The sequence below is a fragment of the Ensifer sp. MJa1 genome, from assembly GCF_037026475.1.
Taxonomy (GTDB): domain Bacteria; phylum Pseudomonadota; class Alphaproteobacteria; order Rhizobiales; family Rhizobiaceae; genus Ensifer.
Map to the genome: position 1 here is coordinate 252,789 of NZ_JAKUMO010000003.1, position 14,227 is coordinate 267,015.

Consider the following 14,227-nt stretch of genomic DNA (forward strand, 5'->3'; position numbering starts at 1 on the left):
CCGCGTAAGATCGCGTGCTCCATCCCATCATCGTCATCACTCCCCTGCCAAGGCGAGCTCACTTGCCGAGCCCTTGCGGCTCTGCCCGCGGCCATCGGCCGAGGATGATTTTGCCTTGCGGGCAACCGAGGAGCGTTTCCCATGACAATCAAAGCACGCCTGCTCGTGTGTTTGTCCCTGCTCGCCGCCGCCATGCTGGTCATGATCGTCACGGCATTCAATGCGATGACATCCATTTCCAAACGCACCGAAGCCATAGTCGCCGATCGACTGCTGCCGGTCGACCAGCTGAAAACGGTCTCGGACATGTATGCCGTCGAGATCGTCGACACGACCCACAAGGTCCGGAGCGGCGCGCTCGGCTGGGCTGCAGGCAGGGAAGCGATCAAGACCGCCCTTGCCACCATCGACACGCAATGGCGCACCTATGGGGCGACGCGACTGACATCGGAGGAAAAGAGGCTCGCAGAGAATTTCGACAAAGCGCGTGTCACAAGCGACGCCTCCATCCGCAACCTCGTCGAGATCATGCAGCGCGAGGACAAGCCGGAACTGGACCGTTTCGTCGACACCAGGCTCTATGCCTCCATCGACCCGCTCGCTGCACCGATCAGCGATTTGATCAAGCTGCAGCTCTCAGAAGCCAACTCCGAGCTCGAGGCGGCTAGGAGAGAGAAAGCCAACCTGTCCTTCTGGCAAACGGTCATAGCCGGCTTCGCCCTGGCGACACTTTCGGCCACCGTGTGGTTCGTGATCTCGGGTCTCTTGCGGCCGCTGACGAGACTGCGTGAGGCCATGCGGCAGCTCGCCATTGGCAATCTCAAGGCCGAGATCTTCGGCGAGAAACGCCGCGACGAAGTCGGCCAGATGGCCGGCGCCGTCGCCGTCTTCCGCGACAACGCGCTTGAACGCCAGCGGCTGGAGCAGGAGGCAGAGACCCATCGAACGCTTTCCGAACGCGAGCGCGAACAACGCGAAGCGCAGAAGGCAAAGGAAGCCGCCGAGATCCAGACCGCCGTCAACGCGCTCGGCTTCGGGCTTGATCGGCTTGCAGAAGGCGATCTCACCTATCGCATCGAGACGCCCCTTGCAGAACGGCTCGACGGGCTGCGCAGCAATTTCAACAGTTCCGTCACCAACCTCGAAGAGGCGCTGCGCTCCGTTGGCGAGAACGCCCGCAGCATCAATGCCGGCGCCGGTGAGATCCGCTCGGCCGCCGGTGACCTTTCCAAGCGCACAGAGCAACAGGCAGCCTCCGTCGAGGAAACGGCAGCCGCGCTCGACCAGATCGCGACCACTGTCGCCGACGCCAGCCGGCGGGCGGAAGAAGCCGGAACGCTCGTTGCACGCACCCGAGGTGCGGCGGAAAAATCCGGCGAGGTCGTCGGCAGTGCCGTTACGGCCATGAGCGGCATCGAGGCCTCGTCGCGTGAGATCTCCAGCATCATCGGCGTGATCGACGACATCGCCTTTCAGACCAACCTTTTGGCGCTCAATGCCGGCGTCGAGGCAGCGCGTGCCGGCGAGGCCGGCAAGGGTTTTGCCGTCGTCGCCCAGGAGGTGCGCGAGCTTGCCCAGCGTTCGGCCCAGGCTGCCCGGGAAATCAAGGTTCTGATCGCTACGTCGGGCGATCAGGTGAAATCCGGTGTCGCGCTGGTACGCGAAACCGGGACGGCGCTCGATAGCATCATCGGCGAGGTCAAGGAAATCAGCCATCACGTAACGGCGATCGTCGAGAGCGCGCGCGAGCAGGCGGCCGGTATCCAGCAAATCAATACGGCCGTCAACGCGATCGACCAGGGGACGCAGCAGAATGCCGCGATGGTGGAGCAGTCGACCGCGGCAAGTCACAGCCTGGCGCGTGAAGCGGGCACGCTCAACGAGCTGCTGATGCGGTTCAAGACCGGTAGCGCTCCTTCCTTCTCGCCCCGCCTGGTCGCAGGCATGGCCGCCGAAGCCGCGGCCACCTCCCCGGTGCGGGCGCTGACGGCCAAGCTTGCCACCAGCTATCGCGGCGCCCCGCGGGCACAGGAGGCCGGCTGGGCCGAGTTCTGACCATCAGGGGTCCGAACTCCGGTCGCCAAGGCGTGGATCGCCATTTCCACGCCTTGGCGAAGTTCGGCACGGAATTTCCATTTGAATTACAGTATAAAATCTAGTAAATTACTAGTCTATATTCGGTTTTTCACGGCCTTTCGATCTGAGAGGCAGATTTGCTCCAAACAAAGAGCATTAGAAACCGCTATTTCTGTCCATTGTCACATTGGGCTGCGATATTCCGAGCCAATTGGAACAGGACGCAGTCATGACAACGTCATCCCTCGAAACCACCGCCAAGGCTCTGAACGAGACGCTGGAAGGCCTGGATCTTGCCGGGCGATTGGCGCATGTGGCAAACCTTGCAGGGCGCGCGGTCTTCACAACCTCTCTCGGCATCGAGGACCAGGTGATCACGGCGGTCATCGGCGAGAACAAGCTTTCCGTAGATGTCGCCACCCTTGAGACCGGCCGCCTTTTCAACGAGACCGTCGCCCTTATCGACAAGACCGAAGAAACCTACGGTATCCTGATCAAGCGGTACTATCCGCAACAGGCCGACATTGACGCCTACGCGGCGCGCTATGGCCTCAACGGCTTCTACGAAAGCGTCGAAGCCCGACATGCCTGTTGTGACGTGCGCAAGCTGAAGCCGCTTGCGCGCGCACTCGAAGGGGCAACCTTCTGGGTCACCGGCCTGCGCCGCGGCCAGTCCGGCAACCGTGCATCGACCCCCTTTGCGGAAGCCGATCTCGAACGTGGCCTGATCAAGATCAACCCGCTCGCCGACTGGGACATCGAGACCATCCGCGCTTACGTTGCGGCCCATGCCGTCCCGGTGAACCCGCTGCATCAGCGCGGCTATCCCTCGATCGGCTGCGAGCCCTGCACCCGCGCCATCAAGCCCGGCGAGCCGGAGCGCGCCGGTCGCTGGTGGTGGGAGAACGACGAGAAGCGCGAATGTGGCCTGCACGTTCCGGAAACCGCCGCAAGCTCCATCATCCCGAATTCGAGCAGCGCCGCCTGAAGCTGGCGCGCTCTTCTTAGAGACAAATCCTCCCGGAGACTGAAATGCCCCACAACCTTCCGGAAACGGAACTGCACAATCCGCAGAGCACCAAACCGCCGCTCGACCCGCATCTGAAGGCGCTGGAAAACGAAGCGATCCACATCTTCCGCGAAGTGGCTGCCGAGTTCGAGCGCCCGGTCATGCTCTATTCGATCGGCAAGGATTCTTCGGTCCTCCTGCATCTCGCCCGCAAGGCGTTTTATCCCGGTCGCGTGCCCTTCCCGCTGTTGCACGTCAACACCGGCTGGAAGTTCGCCGAGATGATCACGTTCCGTAACGAGATCGTCGAGCGCTACGACCTCGACCTGATCGAGCATGTCAATCCGCGCGGGGCTGCCGAGAACGTCACGCCGTTCACCCACGGCTCGGCGCTCTATACCGACATCATGAAGACCGAAGCGTTGCGCCAGGCGCTCGACGCCGGCCAGTTCGACGCCGCCTTCGGCGGCGCGCGTCGCGACGAAGAGGCGAGCCGCGCCAAGGAGCGTATCTATTCGTTCCGCACGCCCGATCACCGCTGGGATCCGCGCAACCAGCGCCCGGAGCTGTGGAACGTCTACAATGGCATGATCCGCAAGGGCGAGAGCGTGCGCGCCTTCCCGCTCTCCAACTGGACCGAGGTCGACATCTGGCGCTACATCCAGGCCGAGGACATTCCGATCGTTCCGCTCTACTTTGCCCAGAAGCGCCCGATCGTCGAACGCGACGGCATGATGATCCTCGCCGAGGATCCGCGCCTCGAACTGCTGCCGGGTGAAAGCAAGCGCGAGGAAGTGATCCGCTTCCGCACGCTCGGCTGCTTCCCGCTGACCGGTGCCATCCGCTCGAGCGCGACGACGCTCGACGACATCATCTCCGAACTCGAAACCGCGACCGTATCCGAACGCCAGGGCCGCGCCATCGACCGCGACCAGTCCGGCTCGATGGAAAAGAAGAAACGCGAAGGATATTTCTGATGACCGCTCCCGCAACCGCGAATGCCGTTCAGGATGTTGCTGCCGGCGAGGTTCTCGCCTTTCCGGCGCAGGAGCCCGCGCGTGCTGTGCGTGACAGCCGCCCGCTGCGCCTGATCACCTGCGGCTCGGTCGACGACGGCAAGTCGACGCTGATCGGCCGCCTGCTCTGGGACACCAAGGCGGTCAAGGAAGACCAGGCGGCGACCCTTCAGCGCGATTCCAACGGCAAGCAGAATGATCTCGGCCTGCCCGATTTCGCACTGCTGCTCGACGGCCTGCAGGCCGAGCGCGAACAGGGCATCACCATCGACGTCGCCTATCGCTACTTCTCGACCGACAAGCGCTCGTTCATCGTCGCCGACACGCCCGGCCACGAACAGTACACCCGCAACATGGCAACCGGCGCTTCGACCGCCGATCTCGCCGTGCTGCTCGTCGATGCCCGCGTCGGCCTGCTTGAGCAGACCCGCCGCCACGCGACGATCGCAACCCTGATGGGCATCAAGCAGTTCGTGCTCGCGGTCAACAAGATCGACCTCACCGACTACGACCGCGCCCGCTTCGAACAGATCAGCCACGAGTTCCGCGAACTGGCGCTGTCGCTCGGCGTGCGCCAGGTCACCGCCATCCCGGTCTCGGCGCTCAAGGGCGAAAACGTCGTTTATGACGGCAGCGCCTCCATGCCCTGGTACGACGGTCCGACGCTGATCGAGGTCTTGGAACTGGCAACCACACGGTCCGCCCAGACCGTCGGCTTCCGCCTGCCGGTGCAGCGCGTCTCGCGTCCGGGCGAAAGCTTCCGCGGCTATCAGGGCACCGTTGCCGGCGGCTCGGTGAAGCCCGGCGACAGCGTCGTCATCCTGCCGTCCGGCATGGTCGCCAACGTCACCAAGATCGTCACCTTCGACCTCGTGCGCAATGCGGCGGTTGCTGGCGATGCAATCACGCTCGTGCTCGACCGCCAGGTCGACGTTTCGCGCGGCGACATGATCGTCGCCATCGACAGCCAGCCGCTGACTGGCCTCTCCTTCGATGCCCAACTGGTCGCGCTACAGGCCGAAGGCATTCAGCCCGGCAAGCGCTACTGGCTGAAGAGCGGCAGCCGTCGCCAGCGCGTCCAGGTGCAGCCGGCCAGCCAGCTCGATCTCCAGAGCGGAAAGTGGAACCACGTCGAGCAATTGCCGATGAACGCCATCGGCAAGGTGCATCTGTCCTTCGACGAACAGGCGATCTTCGACACCTACGAGCAGAACCGCACCACCGGCGCTTTCATCCTCATCGACCCGGACACCAACAACACGGTGGCGGGCGGCATGATCACGGCCAAGCGTTCGGCGCTCGGCGGCATCCACACGGAAGACGCCCGCGTCATCCTCTCGCTGCCGGCGGATCTCGCCGACCAGCTGATGGCGACCGAACTCTTTGCCAGCCGCCGCGAGGAAGCGGAAGTTCGGCGCGTCAGCGCCGGCAAGGCAATCGAGGTCATAGACGATATCGACGGCTGATCGGCGATCGCTGGACGCACAAAAAGGGCCCGGATCGGGCCCTTTTTTCGTTCAGCGTGGGCGCTGGAAATCCCGAGACCACACGACTGATGTCTTTCCAAAACCACCCGCTGCTCTATCTCCTGCGTCTTGGGAGAAGCACCATGAAAACAGAACACCAACGTGAGGACGCACAGCCCAGAGGCTTTCGCGGGAGGACGACGACAATCGAGGCTTTCGCTCGGAAATATCGGCTTGATCCGGAAGAAGCACAGCGCCTCGAGAGCCAATTCGGTCCCGTCGCCGGCGAGATCGAGCTGTTGCAGGCCGCCCGGCGCAACGGCATGCCGGAGGAGTAAACCACTGGCGCAGCTAAATCATCAAATCTGCTGCTCGATCGCGGGAAGAACCATCGTCAGCGGCGCCGGATCGGCGTGCTGCCAGAGCTGATAGCCGACGACACTGCCGAGGATGGCAGACCAGATGGCGATCTCGCGAAAAGTGAATATCGGTTCCCTGAACATCTGAGCCTCTCGATCTCGGCAACAACAAGTGTTGAAGTAAATATCGCCGCGATTGTTCACATTGATAAGACAGCAATCTGCGAACACGTCGTTTCCAGGTGAACAATAAATGCAGCTTAGTCGCCCCAGACGATCACAGGGTACTCGGCCCCGGCGGGGCGCCGATTGACACCGGCAGTCAATCTGTTTCACTTCGCAGAGCTTCACCGCATTGCGAGTTCAAGCATGTGCCGGTCACCAATCGCGGGTTTCGTCGCCATCCTTGTGATCGCCGGGGCCGCGCATGCCGAAGAGGCGCTTTTCGACCATAACGGTTCGCGCATGGCGATCGACTATGACCGCGGAGCGATCATCTACCGCACGGTCAAGTCTTCCCTGCGCAACTTCGTCAAGCCGGGCCTGGTTGCCTTTTCCGGAGAGATCGAACGGCGCGGCGCCATCAGGGGCACGGCCTTCACCTTCCGCAACGGTTGCGACGCCGCCGGCTATGCCGTCTCCGGTCGCTATGATCCGGCGCTACCGGGTTACGTGCTGACCGGTGCCGCCCCCGTGCGCGAGAAAGGTGGATGCCGGGTGACCGGCTACAGCCTCGACACTCCGAATGCACGGCTTGAGTTCATCGATCTTGCGCCCGAGGACATCGGTGCTGCACAGACGACGGACGCAGCCATGGACACGGCTCCCCGCCCGCGCCAGCCGGCGCCGCGCAACTGAAGCGATGCTCGAGGCAACATACGGGAAAACACCCGCGGGCGCCGCATGCACCGATCAACGCCGGCCAGTCATATCGGCGCCCTTGCCAACGTTGAATAACGGCGCCCCGTCTCAAAATGGGACGGCAGGACCAAAGGCTTCACCTTGGCCCGAAGTCGCTGAAATCGCGTCTTTTCTTCCGCCTCGGCATTCGTAAGTTGGCGCGTCGATCATGAAGATCGATAGGGCTGTTTCACCGTTTTCGAGCGTCGTGGGACAGTCCGCCTGATCGTAGGGTCATTCGCGCGACCACAAACCTTCTCCACTTGCCAAAACCGCAGGCAGCCGCAAGCACGGCTGGCGGCCGCACATGTGGACAGAACCGATCTCCTCGGCGTATTGGACGACTTTCGCGCAACGATGCGCCGAACCAGGGAGACGAAACGGTGACCACGGACAAGAAGCCGGAAACCAGTGTCAATGTCGAGAAACGCGCCAGCGGCAAATGGTGCTTCGTCATCAAGTTCCGCGGCGTCACCTATCCGGCCCAGGGTAATTTCACCTCGATGCTGCAGGCACAGGCCGCTGCGCAAACGGCGCTGAAAGTGCTCGAGCGGCAAGGCTGACCAAGACCTGGCGCGCTGCCCTCTCGGAAGCGCGCCAAGCCCCATGTGTCAGCACGCCGCGGCACGAGCCTGCGGCGTGCTGAAGCCGCAGCTACTCGACGGCGGAGCGGATGATGTTGCAGAGCCCCTCCTGCACCACCTGCTTGGTGGTCACCTGCCCGACCTGAATATCGAACATCGCATCGACGCGCGTGCCGGAGCCGCGCTTGCGGGCAACGACGCGCAACGTCTGCAGGCGTCCGGAGCCGGACGTATCCTGATAGGCTTCGATGGTTCCGAGCGACTCGTTGATCTCGATTCCCGAGAAACCTTCCGCCGCCACGCCGCGGGCCATCCGCTGCAAGGCAGCCTCAGGCTTCAGCTTTGGAAAATCCTGCCAGGTCTTGTAAAAGACCGGCGTCACCAGCGGCACGCCCGTAGCCTTGAAGTTCTTCTCGCAGCTCTGGGCCGCGGCCACCGAATGGCCGGCCAAGAGCAGAACCGCTGCAAGTGACAGTTGTTTGATCGACATTCCCGTTCCTCGTCGTTTTGATGCGATGACCGTGAGCCTACAGTCGTCCGTTTCTCGAGGGCAGAGCATTGCCTCAATGCATGCACCGGTATTCGACCAACGGCTCAAACGGCGCGACGAACGGTTGCGGGAGAGCGCCACGGCGTCAGGAAAGCTTGATCGGGTTCGAAGGCGGCAAGCGGATGATAGGCCGCGCTGAGATCTGCGGCAGATAATGGTGTGAAATTCTGCCGGAAATGAAAAAAGCCCGGAAATCCGGGCTTTTCGGCTGGTCGGAGTGGCAAGATTCGAACTTGCGACCCCCACGTCCCGAACGTGGTGCGCTACCAGACTGCGCTACACTCCGTGACCAGCGGCGCCTCTATAGAACAGGCTTTTTGATTTCACAAGCGCCTAACTCGAAAAACCTTGCGCCTTTTTCAAAAAATTTGTGACGGTGGAAAACCGGTGCAGAAATCGCCCCTTAAACGGGCATGGCGATGCATAAACAGTCATCGCCGCTCCTTTTGCCTCAACAACAAGTCCCCCTACGACCATGGAATAGGGACTTTCTGCAACGCTTCATATTTTCCTGAAATCGCAGCCGCAACGTGGATTTCCTTTCCCGTCTTTTGGCGCTAGAGGCACAACGGAAAGCGCGGAAACCCAGGGGATACAGGGCTTCCGTGCCATAGCTATTTCAGAACGAGAGCCAAAGGGACAGAAACATGAACTTCCGCATGATGACGGTGGCGGGCCTTGCGCTCGTGCTTACCGGCTGCACGACGACGTCAACGGGGATTTCCAGGAACGCGGTCGAAGCGCGTTGGCTCGGCCAACCGGCCGGCGGCTTCTTTGCCCAGTACGGCCCGCCGATCTCCGACGTCGAAAGCGGCAGCTCCACCGTCTATAGCTGGAAGGGCGGCTACAAGACCCGCAAGATCCCGGCACAATACGAAACCACCAAGGACGGCAAACGCGGCAAGCGTATCGCCTCGGCCCGCACGGAGTATCTGAGCTGCTCGGTACAGCTCACCGTCTCGTCCGACTACGTCATCCGCTCGATCCGCATTGTCGGCGACCGCAAGCGTGCCGACGGCCCGAGCTGGTGCGAAGAGTTCCTTGGCGCGCCGGCTGAGACCAAGCCGGCAGCAACCGCCGGCTAAGCGCCCCAAAAAACAAAAGCCCGCCGGTGCTAGTCGGCGGGCTTTCTCTATGGAAATGCGGCGACCTCAGCTGTTGCTGTTGTCTTCGACAGGTGCGCCCGGACCATTCTTCTTGATAGAGTCAATGGCGTTCTGCGCACTGGCCTTGCTCGAGTAACCTTCCGTCGAAAACATCACTTCATTGTTGTATTTGAAGCGGACACGGTATTCGCCAGCCTTGTCTTTGTAGATCTCGAATTTGTGAGCCATCTTCTCCCTCACACAAGTAGGAATCAACACAGTTAGCGTGTCAGTTGCAGAGACGGTTGACAAGGGTGCACGCAAGTAAGCGCGGCCTGACCGACGGCGATGCATGCCTCAAGGGAGAATGTGGCTGGGGCGCCAGGATTCGAACCTGGGAATGCCGGTACCAAAAACCGGTGCCTTACCGCTTGGCGACGCCCCAACGAATGTGGCGGGAACAACCCGCCAAATCGAGCGCCTGATTATCAAAGCTCGTCGCGCGTCACAATGACTAAGTTGGCACGAAGCCGGTTTTTTGGCGGATTTGTTGGCGGCCTGTGCAAAAGGCGGCGGCGGCTGCCCGCATGGCGCTGGTGCGCCAGGGCGCGCCCTTCCCTTCCTTGGCCGCACCCCCTATTGTCCCGGCGAATGGAGAACCTCATGAGCCAGTTTCGCGCCCGCCCGCCTGCTGTTCCAAGCGTGCTCGTCGACGATGCAGTCGTCAGGATCACCCGTTGGGATTTCGAACCGGGGGCAGATACCGGCCATCACGTGCACGGTCTCGGCTATGTCGTCGTGCCGATGACCGACTGCCAGTTCCTGCTCGAGGAAGAAACGGGCAGTCGCCGGGTCGACATTGCCAAGGGTGCTGCCTATCGCCGCGAGGCCGGTATGGCGCACAATGTCGTCAATGCCGGCAGCGAGCCGATGTCGTTCATCGAGATCGAATACAAGTGAAAGCCAGGAAGAGACGCATGCAGGGGCCCGATTTCGATCTCGATTTCAAGCCGGCCCATGGCGAGGCCGTGACGGTGGCCGATGACGTGCAGCGCATCACCGTCAACAATCCCGGACCGTTCACGTTCCACGGCACCAATAGCTACATCGTCGGCAGGCACTCGGTCGCGGTGATTGATCCGGGCCCGGACGACGAGGCGCATTTCCAAGCGCTCATGGCCGCACTTGCCGGACGCGAGGTCACCCATATCGCCGTCAGCCACACGCATCGCGACCACTCGCCGCTTGCCCGCCGGCTGAAGGCTGCGACCGGCGCCCTGATCGTCGGTGAAGGGCCGCACCGGCCGGCCCGGCCCTTGCATGCGGGCGAGACCAATCCCTTTGCCGAAAGCTCGGACATGGAGTTTGCCCCGGATGTCGCGCTTGCCGATGGCGGCCGCATCGAAGGCGACGGCTGGAGCCTGACGGGCCTGGCAACGCCGGGGCACACGGCCAACCATATGGCGTTTGCGCTCGACGGCACCGACATTCTCTTTTCCGCCGACCACGTCATGGCCTGGGCGACGACGATTGTCGCGCCGCCCGATGGCGCCATGGCCGACTACATGGCGTCGCTCGAAAAGCTGCTTGAGCGCGACGAGCGCCTCTATCTGCCTGGCCATGGCGGGCCGGTGGCCGAGCCTGCGTCGTTTCTTCGCGGCCTGCGCGCGCACCGCAAGATGCGCGAGCGCGCCGTGCTCGAACGCATCCGCGCCGGCGACAGCCGCATCCCTGATATGGTCAAGGTCATCTACGCCTCCACCGACGTCAGGCTGCATGGGGCGGCGGCGCTCTCGGTGCTTGCGCATCTGGAAGACCTGATCGAGCAAGGCCGTGTCGAGACAGACGGGCCGTCGTCGCTCTTGGGCGCCTATCGGCTTGCCCGCGGCGGGGCCGGCTGAGCATGCGGCAGAGACCCTACAGCTATCGCAACGATGCCTCGGTGCCTGCCTTTGCCGACGACAGGCCGGTGATCGTCTTTGATGGCGAATGTATCTTCTGCTCGAGTTGGGTTCGTTTTCTCCTGCGTCACGACCGGCTGGCCCGTTACCGCTATCTAACGGCGCAGTCACCACTCGGCCAGGCGCTCTACCGGCACTACGGGCTTAGCGTTCGCAATTTTGAAAGCAACATCCTGATCGAGGATGGCGTAGCGCACTTCAAGTCTGATGGATCGATCCGTACACTCGCAGGCCTCGGCTGGCCGTGGTCGCTGATGAACATCTGCCGTATCCTGCCAGCTGCCCTTCGTGATCCGCTTTACGATCTCGTAGCGAAAAACCGATATCGCATCGCCGGACGACGCTCGAGCTGCGTTGTGCCGACACCCGAAGAGCGCGGACGTTTCATCACGTGAAGAGCGGATGCACAAGAGACGGGGTCCACCAGCACAGCCTCTACCAACAGGTTCTCGGGCGCGATTGGGAGCGCCTACCCGTGGCGATCCGCGCCTTGCATGAAAGGGCGGAAGGACACGTGACCTTTCGGGGCCGTGCCGTCATCGAGCGTGGCAGATCGGTCTGGGCGAGCCTCGTCACTTCCTTCTTCGGTTTTCCTGCCGCCGGCGACGACGTTCCGGTCGAGATCAGTTTTGCATGCGCCAATGGCCGGGAAGTCTGGACCCGCCGCTTCGGCGAGAAAATCCTGCGCAGTTCTCAGCAGAAAGTGAAATGGCGAAATGAGCCCCTGCTCGCAGAGGATTTCGGTCCGTTCCGTATCCTGTGCGGTCTGGAGCCAAGGGAAAACCGCCTGCATCTCTCGGTTCGCAGCTGATCCGTCCTTGGCCTTCCGCTTCCCCTAAAGTTTGCGCCCGGTGGCCGGACATTCGAGGAAGACCGCGACGGTTTGTTCCATTTCCATGTCGAAGTCGAAAGCCCGTTGACCGGCCTGATCGTGCGCTATCGCGGCTGGCTTAAAGCAGCCGACGAAGCGGAATTGCCAGTCGAGCCCGTCCCGGACGCAAGAACACCCGACGAATTTGTTGACCGCGGCGCGCACGTGAACCGCTAGGTGTTTCGTCGGCCTCGGCCTATCAATCGCCGGCGATGCCCAGCAATTCGGCGTCGAGCGCACGCAGGAACTGGTCGGCGAAGGCAGCCCCCATGCCAAGATCATGCGGGCCGTAGCGCGACGCTACCCGCAGATCGACAAAGGTCGTCTCGGCCTCTTCGCGCAGCCTTATCAGCACGTCGAAGCGGAAACCGGCGATCAGCGTGCGCCATTCGCCCTGCAACACGACGTCGCTTGCGCGCCGTCCAACGATTGCACCTTCGAGTTCCAGCTCCGGCCGCGCCGCCGGCACCGGCACATTCTCGGGTTCGACCGTGTCGTCCGCCCCGGCATTCGGGCGAACCGTCAGGTCCTCGAGATCGGCGCGGGCGTTTTCGACGCCGAGTTCCTCGGTGATCCCGACGCGGCTCTGCTCGATGACCTTGCGCACCCCTTGGTAGACGCGGTCGAGTGCGCCGTCGTAGCGCCGGCCGGTGAGGCCCGGATAGGCCAGCACCTGCGCCTCGCGATCTTCCGGCGTTACCGCCGGCTTGCGCCTCAGCCAGGTGTCCTCCACCTGGGGCACCTTCAGCCATGGCGGCGGCGTCACAGTGTCGGTGCTGACATCGTAGATCTCCGGCCGGGTCAGGTATTGCACCACGCCGAAGCCGATAAAGCCCAGCGCCGGCGCGGCATAAACGAGCGCCGCAGCCGAGGCGAGGCCGCCGATTGCGGCGACCTGCCAGAGGCGAACGAGGCCGACGACGGCCAGCAGCACCGCAAGCAAGGCAAAGACGCCAGCCAAACCGACGAGCGCCAGGAAGTGCGGTGTCGTCAGCGGCCCGAAGCGGTGGGCAAGCAGCGACAGCGTAAAGAGGACAAAGGAGATACGGGCAAAGCGGCGCGCCCAATGGGCAGCATAGGAATAGGGGCGCTCATACCGGACCATCATGTAATTGAATCAATCCCCTGCCGTAAAACAGACTGCATTCTTAGACCATGCCCTTTGTGGTGGAAACAGGCAATGCGCCTGTCGGGCGCGGCAGCTTGGCCGCGGCAATGGGCTTCGCCGCAAAATCGCCATTCTCGTTAACCACCTATCAGTACATACGAATATGCCCGGGCGCCGTTCACGGCGGCGGGTGGAGTTTCAATCGGAGGCAACGGCCGGCGCCCGGCATTGTGCGAGAGTGCGCCGCAATCGACGGAGAACCGACATGGAAGCACCGCAGGCATCCGTGGCCATCGCCACCCATACCGCTCTTCCGGCCGGCGACGGCGGCATCCCGACGGGGCTCCTCGAGCTCGAACTCTCGCTCGACAGCTTCTCCGGCGGGACCGACGATTTCAGCGACTTCGTGCGCAGCGTCGCCGACAGCAGCGGCGGCGAGTTTCTATTTGCCCTCCCCGCCTCGGATCTGATCGAAGATTGCCAGAGCATCGCCGTGCTTCGCCTTAGCGAAGCCGAAAGCGAGACATCGATCCTGTTTGCCTGCCTCGACAAAGATGGGACATCGATCCGCGTCGAGCACCCGGGCGACAGCACCCGCGACCTGCAACGCTTCGCCGAATCCTTTGTCGGCTTGCTCGAGCGCATGTAATCGCGTCGAAGACTGTCACGGCGCAAGACAGGCGCGGTCGAGCAGCCGGAACGCATAGTCAAAAGCCCCTTCGAACAGCCCGTCGCAGGGTTTCTGTCGACCGCCGCGTTGCTCGCGTCCGAAGCTCCTTGGAAAATCAGAACAGGCAAGGCAGCCGCAGCCGGTAGTATGCCCAGACTTTGCGCAACCGTATGGTTGTCAAAGATTGGACGCCACCGCTTCGATTTTCGGCACAACCCCCTATATTAACTGCGATTCGAAACGTGAGCCGCGGCAGCGCTCGCGCGTACGCAGGAGGCACGAGAACCATGACGACCCGATTGACTGTCCTTGTCGCAGCCGCCCTGCTCTTGACGGCCTGCCAGACAATGACGCCCGAAGAACGGCGCATCGCCGACGGCAATACCTGCGCCTCCTACGGTTTCCGCCGCGGCACCGATGCTTTTGCCACCTGCCTGCAGCGCATCGAACTCGATCGACGCGCTGAATCGCGCGCCTTCCGCTATCAGAACGACGTCATGATGTGGGGCTGGGACCGACCCGTTGTCATCGTCCGGTGATCAGACGGCGCGAGGGACGGGGCGGCGGCGACA

At 62.6% G+C, this 14,227-nt stretch carries 17 protein-coding genes, 2 tRNA genes and 1 pseudogene; 14 read left to right on the forward strand and 6 right to left on the reverse strand.

The features are described 5' to 3' along the window. Window positions 1-141: 141 nt before the first annotated feature. From MKZ91_RS06370 to MKZ91_RS06390, 5 genes are all read left to right on the forward strand, one after another. The gene (locus MKZ91_RS06370; protein ID WP_336169153.1) at window positions 142-2,055 is read left to right on the forward strand and encodes a HAMP domain-containing methyl-accepting chemotaxis protein; all 1,914 of its coding nucleotides are present in this window, start codon (window positions 142-144) and stop codon (window positions 2,053-2,055) included. Between the two features lie 250 nt (window positions 2,056-2,305). Beyond that, window positions 2,306-3,064, forward strand: coding sequence for a phosphoadenylyl-sulfate reductase (locus tag MKZ91_RS06375; RefSeq protein ID WP_336169155.1), 759 nt, complete (start codon window positions 2,306-2,308; stop codon window positions 3,062-3,064). A 44-nt stretch (window positions 3,065-3,108) separates the two neighbouring features. Next, a complete protein-coding gene (cysD, locus tag MKZ91_RS06380) occupies window positions 3,109-4,062 on the forward strand; it encodes a sulfate adenylyltransferase subunit CysD (RefSeq protein WP_336169157.1) in 954 nt (317 codons plus the stop codon). Beyond that, window positions 4,062-5,567 (forward strand): sulfate adenylyltransferase subunit CysN, encoded by a 1,506-nt coding sequence (gene cysN / locus MKZ91_RS06385; RefSeq protein ID WP_336169159.1) that lies wholly within the window; start codon window positions 4,062-4,064, stop codon window positions 5,565-5,567. The genes cysD and cysN overlap by 1 nt, the downstream gene beginning before the upstream one ends. A gap of 143 nt (window positions 5,568-5,710) precedes the next feature. Then, on the forward strand, window positions 5,711-5,905 hold the full coding sequence (locus tag MKZ91_RS06390; protein WP_336169162.1) for a hypothetical protein: 195 nt from the start codon (window positions 5,711-5,713) through the stop codon (window positions 5,903-5,905). 21 nt (window positions 5,906-5,926) lie between these two features. Here MKZ91_RS06390 and MKZ91_RS06395 read toward each other — a convergent pair whose 3' ends face one another. Further along, window positions 5,927-6,070 (reverse strand): hypothetical protein, encoded by a 144-nt coding sequence (locus tag MKZ91_RS06395; RefSeq protein ID WP_336169164.1) that lies wholly within the window; start codon window positions 6,068-6,070, stop codon window positions 5,927-5,929. A gap of 225 nt (window positions 6,071-6,295) precedes the next feature. On the opposite strand from MKZ91_RS06395, the gene MKZ91_RS06400 reads away from it, so the two are divergent. Together MKZ91_RS06400 and MKZ91_RS06405 are read left to right on the forward strand one after the other, a co-directional pair. After that, on the forward strand, window positions 6,296-6,784 hold the full coding sequence (locus MKZ91_RS06400) for a hypothetical protein (RefSeq protein WP_336169166.1): 489 nt from the start codon (window positions 6,296-6,298) through the stop codon (window positions 6,782-6,784). Between the two features lie 425 nt (window positions 6,785-7,209). After that, window positions 7,210-7,389 (forward strand): hypothetical protein, encoded by a 180-nt coding sequence (locus tag MKZ91_RS06405; protein ID WP_336169169.1) that lies wholly within the window; start codon window positions 7,210-7,212, stop codon window positions 7,387-7,389. A 91-nt stretch (window positions 7,390-7,480) separates the two neighbouring features. Here MKZ91_RS06405 and MKZ91_RS06410 read toward each other — a convergent pair whose 3' ends face one another. Together MKZ91_RS06410 and MKZ91_RS06415 are read right to left on the reverse strand one after the other, a co-directional pair. Next, a complete protein-coding gene (locus tag MKZ91_RS06410; RefSeq protein ID WP_336169171.1) occupies window positions 7,481-7,900 on the reverse strand; it encodes a hypothetical protein in 420 nt (139 codons plus the stop codon). A gap of 269 nt (window positions 7,901-8,169) precedes the next feature. Beyond that, window positions 8,170-8,246 (reverse strand) — tRNA-Pro (locus tag MKZ91_RS06415). A 361-nt stretch (window positions 8,247-8,607) separates the two neighbouring features. On the opposite strand from MKZ91_RS06415, the gene MKZ91_RS06420 reads away from it, so the two are divergent. Continuing rightward, window positions 8,608-9,045: a hypothetical protein gene (locus tag MKZ91_RS06420; RefSeq protein WP_336169174.1), complete on the forward strand. Its 438-nt coding sequence runs from the start codon at window positions 8,608-8,610 to the stop codon at window positions 9,043-9,045. A 66-nt stretch (window positions 9,046-9,111) separates the two neighbouring features. Here the strand turns inward: MKZ91_RS06420 and MKZ91_RS06425 are convergent, their stop codons facing one another. Beyond that, window positions 9,112-9,294 carry a YegP family protein gene (locus tag MKZ91_RS06425; protein ID WP_336169176.1) on the reverse strand — a complete coding sequence of 61 codons (183 nt, stop codon included), beginning with the start codon at window positions 9,292-9,294 and terminating at the stop codon, window positions 9,112-9,114. A 121-nt stretch (window positions 9,295-9,415) separates the two neighbouring features. Beyond that, a tRNA-Gln gene (locus MKZ91_RS06430) sits at window positions 9,416-9,490 on the reverse strand. Window positions 9,491-9,708: 218 nt separating this feature from the next. Here MKZ91_RS06430 and MKZ91_RS06435 point away from each other — a divergent pair. The 4 genes and pseudogenes from MKZ91_RS06435 (at window position 9,709) to MKZ91_RS06450 (ending at window position 12,054) form a co-directional block, all read left to right on the forward strand. Then, a complete protein-coding gene (locus MKZ91_RS06435) occupies window positions 9,709-10,005 on the forward strand; it encodes a cupin domain-containing protein (RefSeq protein ID WP_336169179.1) in 297 nt (98 codons plus the stop codon). Window positions 10,006-10,022: 17 nt separating this feature from the next. Continuing rightward, window positions 10,023-10,946 (forward strand): MBL fold metallo-hydrolase, encoded by a 924-nt coding sequence (locus tag MKZ91_RS06440; protein WP_336169181.1) that lies wholly within the window; start codon window positions 10,023-10,025, stop codon window positions 10,944-10,946. Window positions 10,947-10,948: 2 nt separating this feature from the next. Next, complete coding sequence (locus tag MKZ91_RS06445) at window positions 10,949-11,401, forward strand: thiol-disulfide oxidoreductase DCC family protein (protein ID WP_336169183.1); 453 nt, start codon at window positions 10,949-10,951, stop codon at window positions 11,399-11,401. 80 nt (window positions 11,402-11,481) lie between these two features. Next, window positions 11,482-12,054, forward strand: a pseudogene (locus MKZ91_RS06450) (DUF4166 domain-containing protein). A gap of 22 nt (window positions 12,055-12,076) precedes the next feature. On the opposite strand, the gene MKZ91_RS06455 reads toward MKZ91_RS06450, so the two are convergent. After that, entirely contained in the window at window positions 12,077-12,985 is a 909-nt protein-coding gene (locus tag MKZ91_RS06455; protein ID WP_336169186.1) for a DUF1499 domain-containing protein, read from the reverse strand. Between the two features lie 265 nt (window positions 12,986-13,250). On the opposite strand from MKZ91_RS06455, the gene MKZ91_RS06460 reads away from it, so the two are divergent. Both MKZ91_RS06460 and MKZ91_RS06465 read left to right on the forward strand, forming a co-directional pair. After that, a complete protein-coding gene (locus MKZ91_RS06460; protein WP_336169188.1) occupies window positions 13,251-13,634 on the forward strand; it encodes a hypothetical protein in 384 nt (127 codons plus the stop codon). A gap of 308 nt (window positions 13,635-13,942) precedes the next feature. Beyond that, window positions 13,943-14,194 (forward strand): hypothetical protein, encoded by a 252-nt coding sequence (locus MKZ91_RS06465; protein ID WP_336169190.1) that lies wholly within the window; start codon window positions 13,943-13,945, stop codon window positions 14,192-14,194. Window positions 14,195-14,227: the final 33 nt, after the last annotated feature.

Excerpts from the sequence above, each read along its gene's own strand:
- MKZ91_RS06370 (WP_336169153.1), top strand. The coding sequence starts at position 142 with ATGACAATCAAAGCACGCCTGCTCGTGTGTTTGTCCCTGCTCGCCGCC.
- MKZ91_RS06440 (WP_336169181.1), top strand. The coding sequence starts at position 10,023 with ATGCAGGGGCCCGATTTCGATCTCGATTTCAAGCCGGCCCATGGCGAG.
- cysD (WP_336169157.1), top strand. The coding sequence starts at position 3,109 with ATGCCCCACAACCTTCCGGAAACGGAACTGCACAATCCGCAGAGCACC.
- MKZ91_RS06445 (WP_336169183.1), top strand. The coding sequence starts at position 10,949 with ATGCGGCAGAGACCCTACAGCTATCGCAACGATGCCTCGGTGCCTGCC.
- MKZ91_RS06375 (WP_336169155.1), top strand. The coding sequence starts at position 2,306 with ATGACAACGTCATCCCTCGAAACCACCGCCAAGGCTCTGAACGAGACG.
- MKZ91_RS06425 (WP_336169176.1), bottom strand. The coding sequence starts at position 9,294 with ATGGCTCACAAATTCGAGATCTACAAAGACAAGGCTGGCGAATACCGT.
- MKZ91_RS06395 (WP_336169164.1), bottom strand. The coding sequence starts at position 6,070 with ATGTTCAGGGAACCGATATTCACTTTTCGCGAGATCGCCATCTGGTCT.
- MKZ91_RS06390 (WP_336169162.1), top strand. The coding sequence starts at position 5,711 with ATGAAAACAGAACACCAACGTGAGGACGCACAGCCCAGAGGCTTTCGC.
- MKZ91_RS06410 (WP_336169171.1), bottom strand. The coding sequence starts at position 7,900 with ATGTCGATCAAACAACTGTCACTTGCAGCGGTTCTGCTCTTGGCCGGC.
- MKZ91_RS06465 (WP_336169190.1), top strand. The coding sequence starts at position 13,943 with ATGACGACCCGATTGACTGTCCTTGTCGCAGCCGCCCTGCTCTTGACG.
- MKZ91_RS06460 (WP_336169188.1), top strand. The coding sequence starts at position 13,251 with ATGGAAGCACCGCAGGCATCCGTGGCCATCGCCACCCATACCGCTCTT.
- MKZ91_RS06420 (WP_336169174.1), top strand. The coding sequence starts at position 8,608 with ATGAACTTCCGCATGATGACGGTGGCGGGCCTTGCGCTCGTGCTTACC.
- MKZ91_RS06435 (WP_336169179.1), top strand. The coding sequence starts at position 9,709 with ATGAGCCAGTTTCGCGCCCGCCCGCCTGCTGTTCCAAGCGTGCTCGTC.
- cysN (WP_336169159.1), top strand. The coding sequence starts at position 4,062 with ATGACCGCTCCCGCAACCGCGAATGCCGTTCAGGATGTTGCTGCCGGC.
- MKZ91_RS06400 (WP_336169166.1), top strand. The coding sequence starts at position 6,296 with ATGTGCCGGTCACCAATCGCGGGTTTCGTCGCCATCCTTGTGATCGCC.
- MKZ91_RS06455 (WP_336169186.1), bottom strand. The coding sequence starts at position 12,985 with ATGATGGTCCGGTATGAGCGCCCCTATTCCTATGCTGCCCATTGGGCG.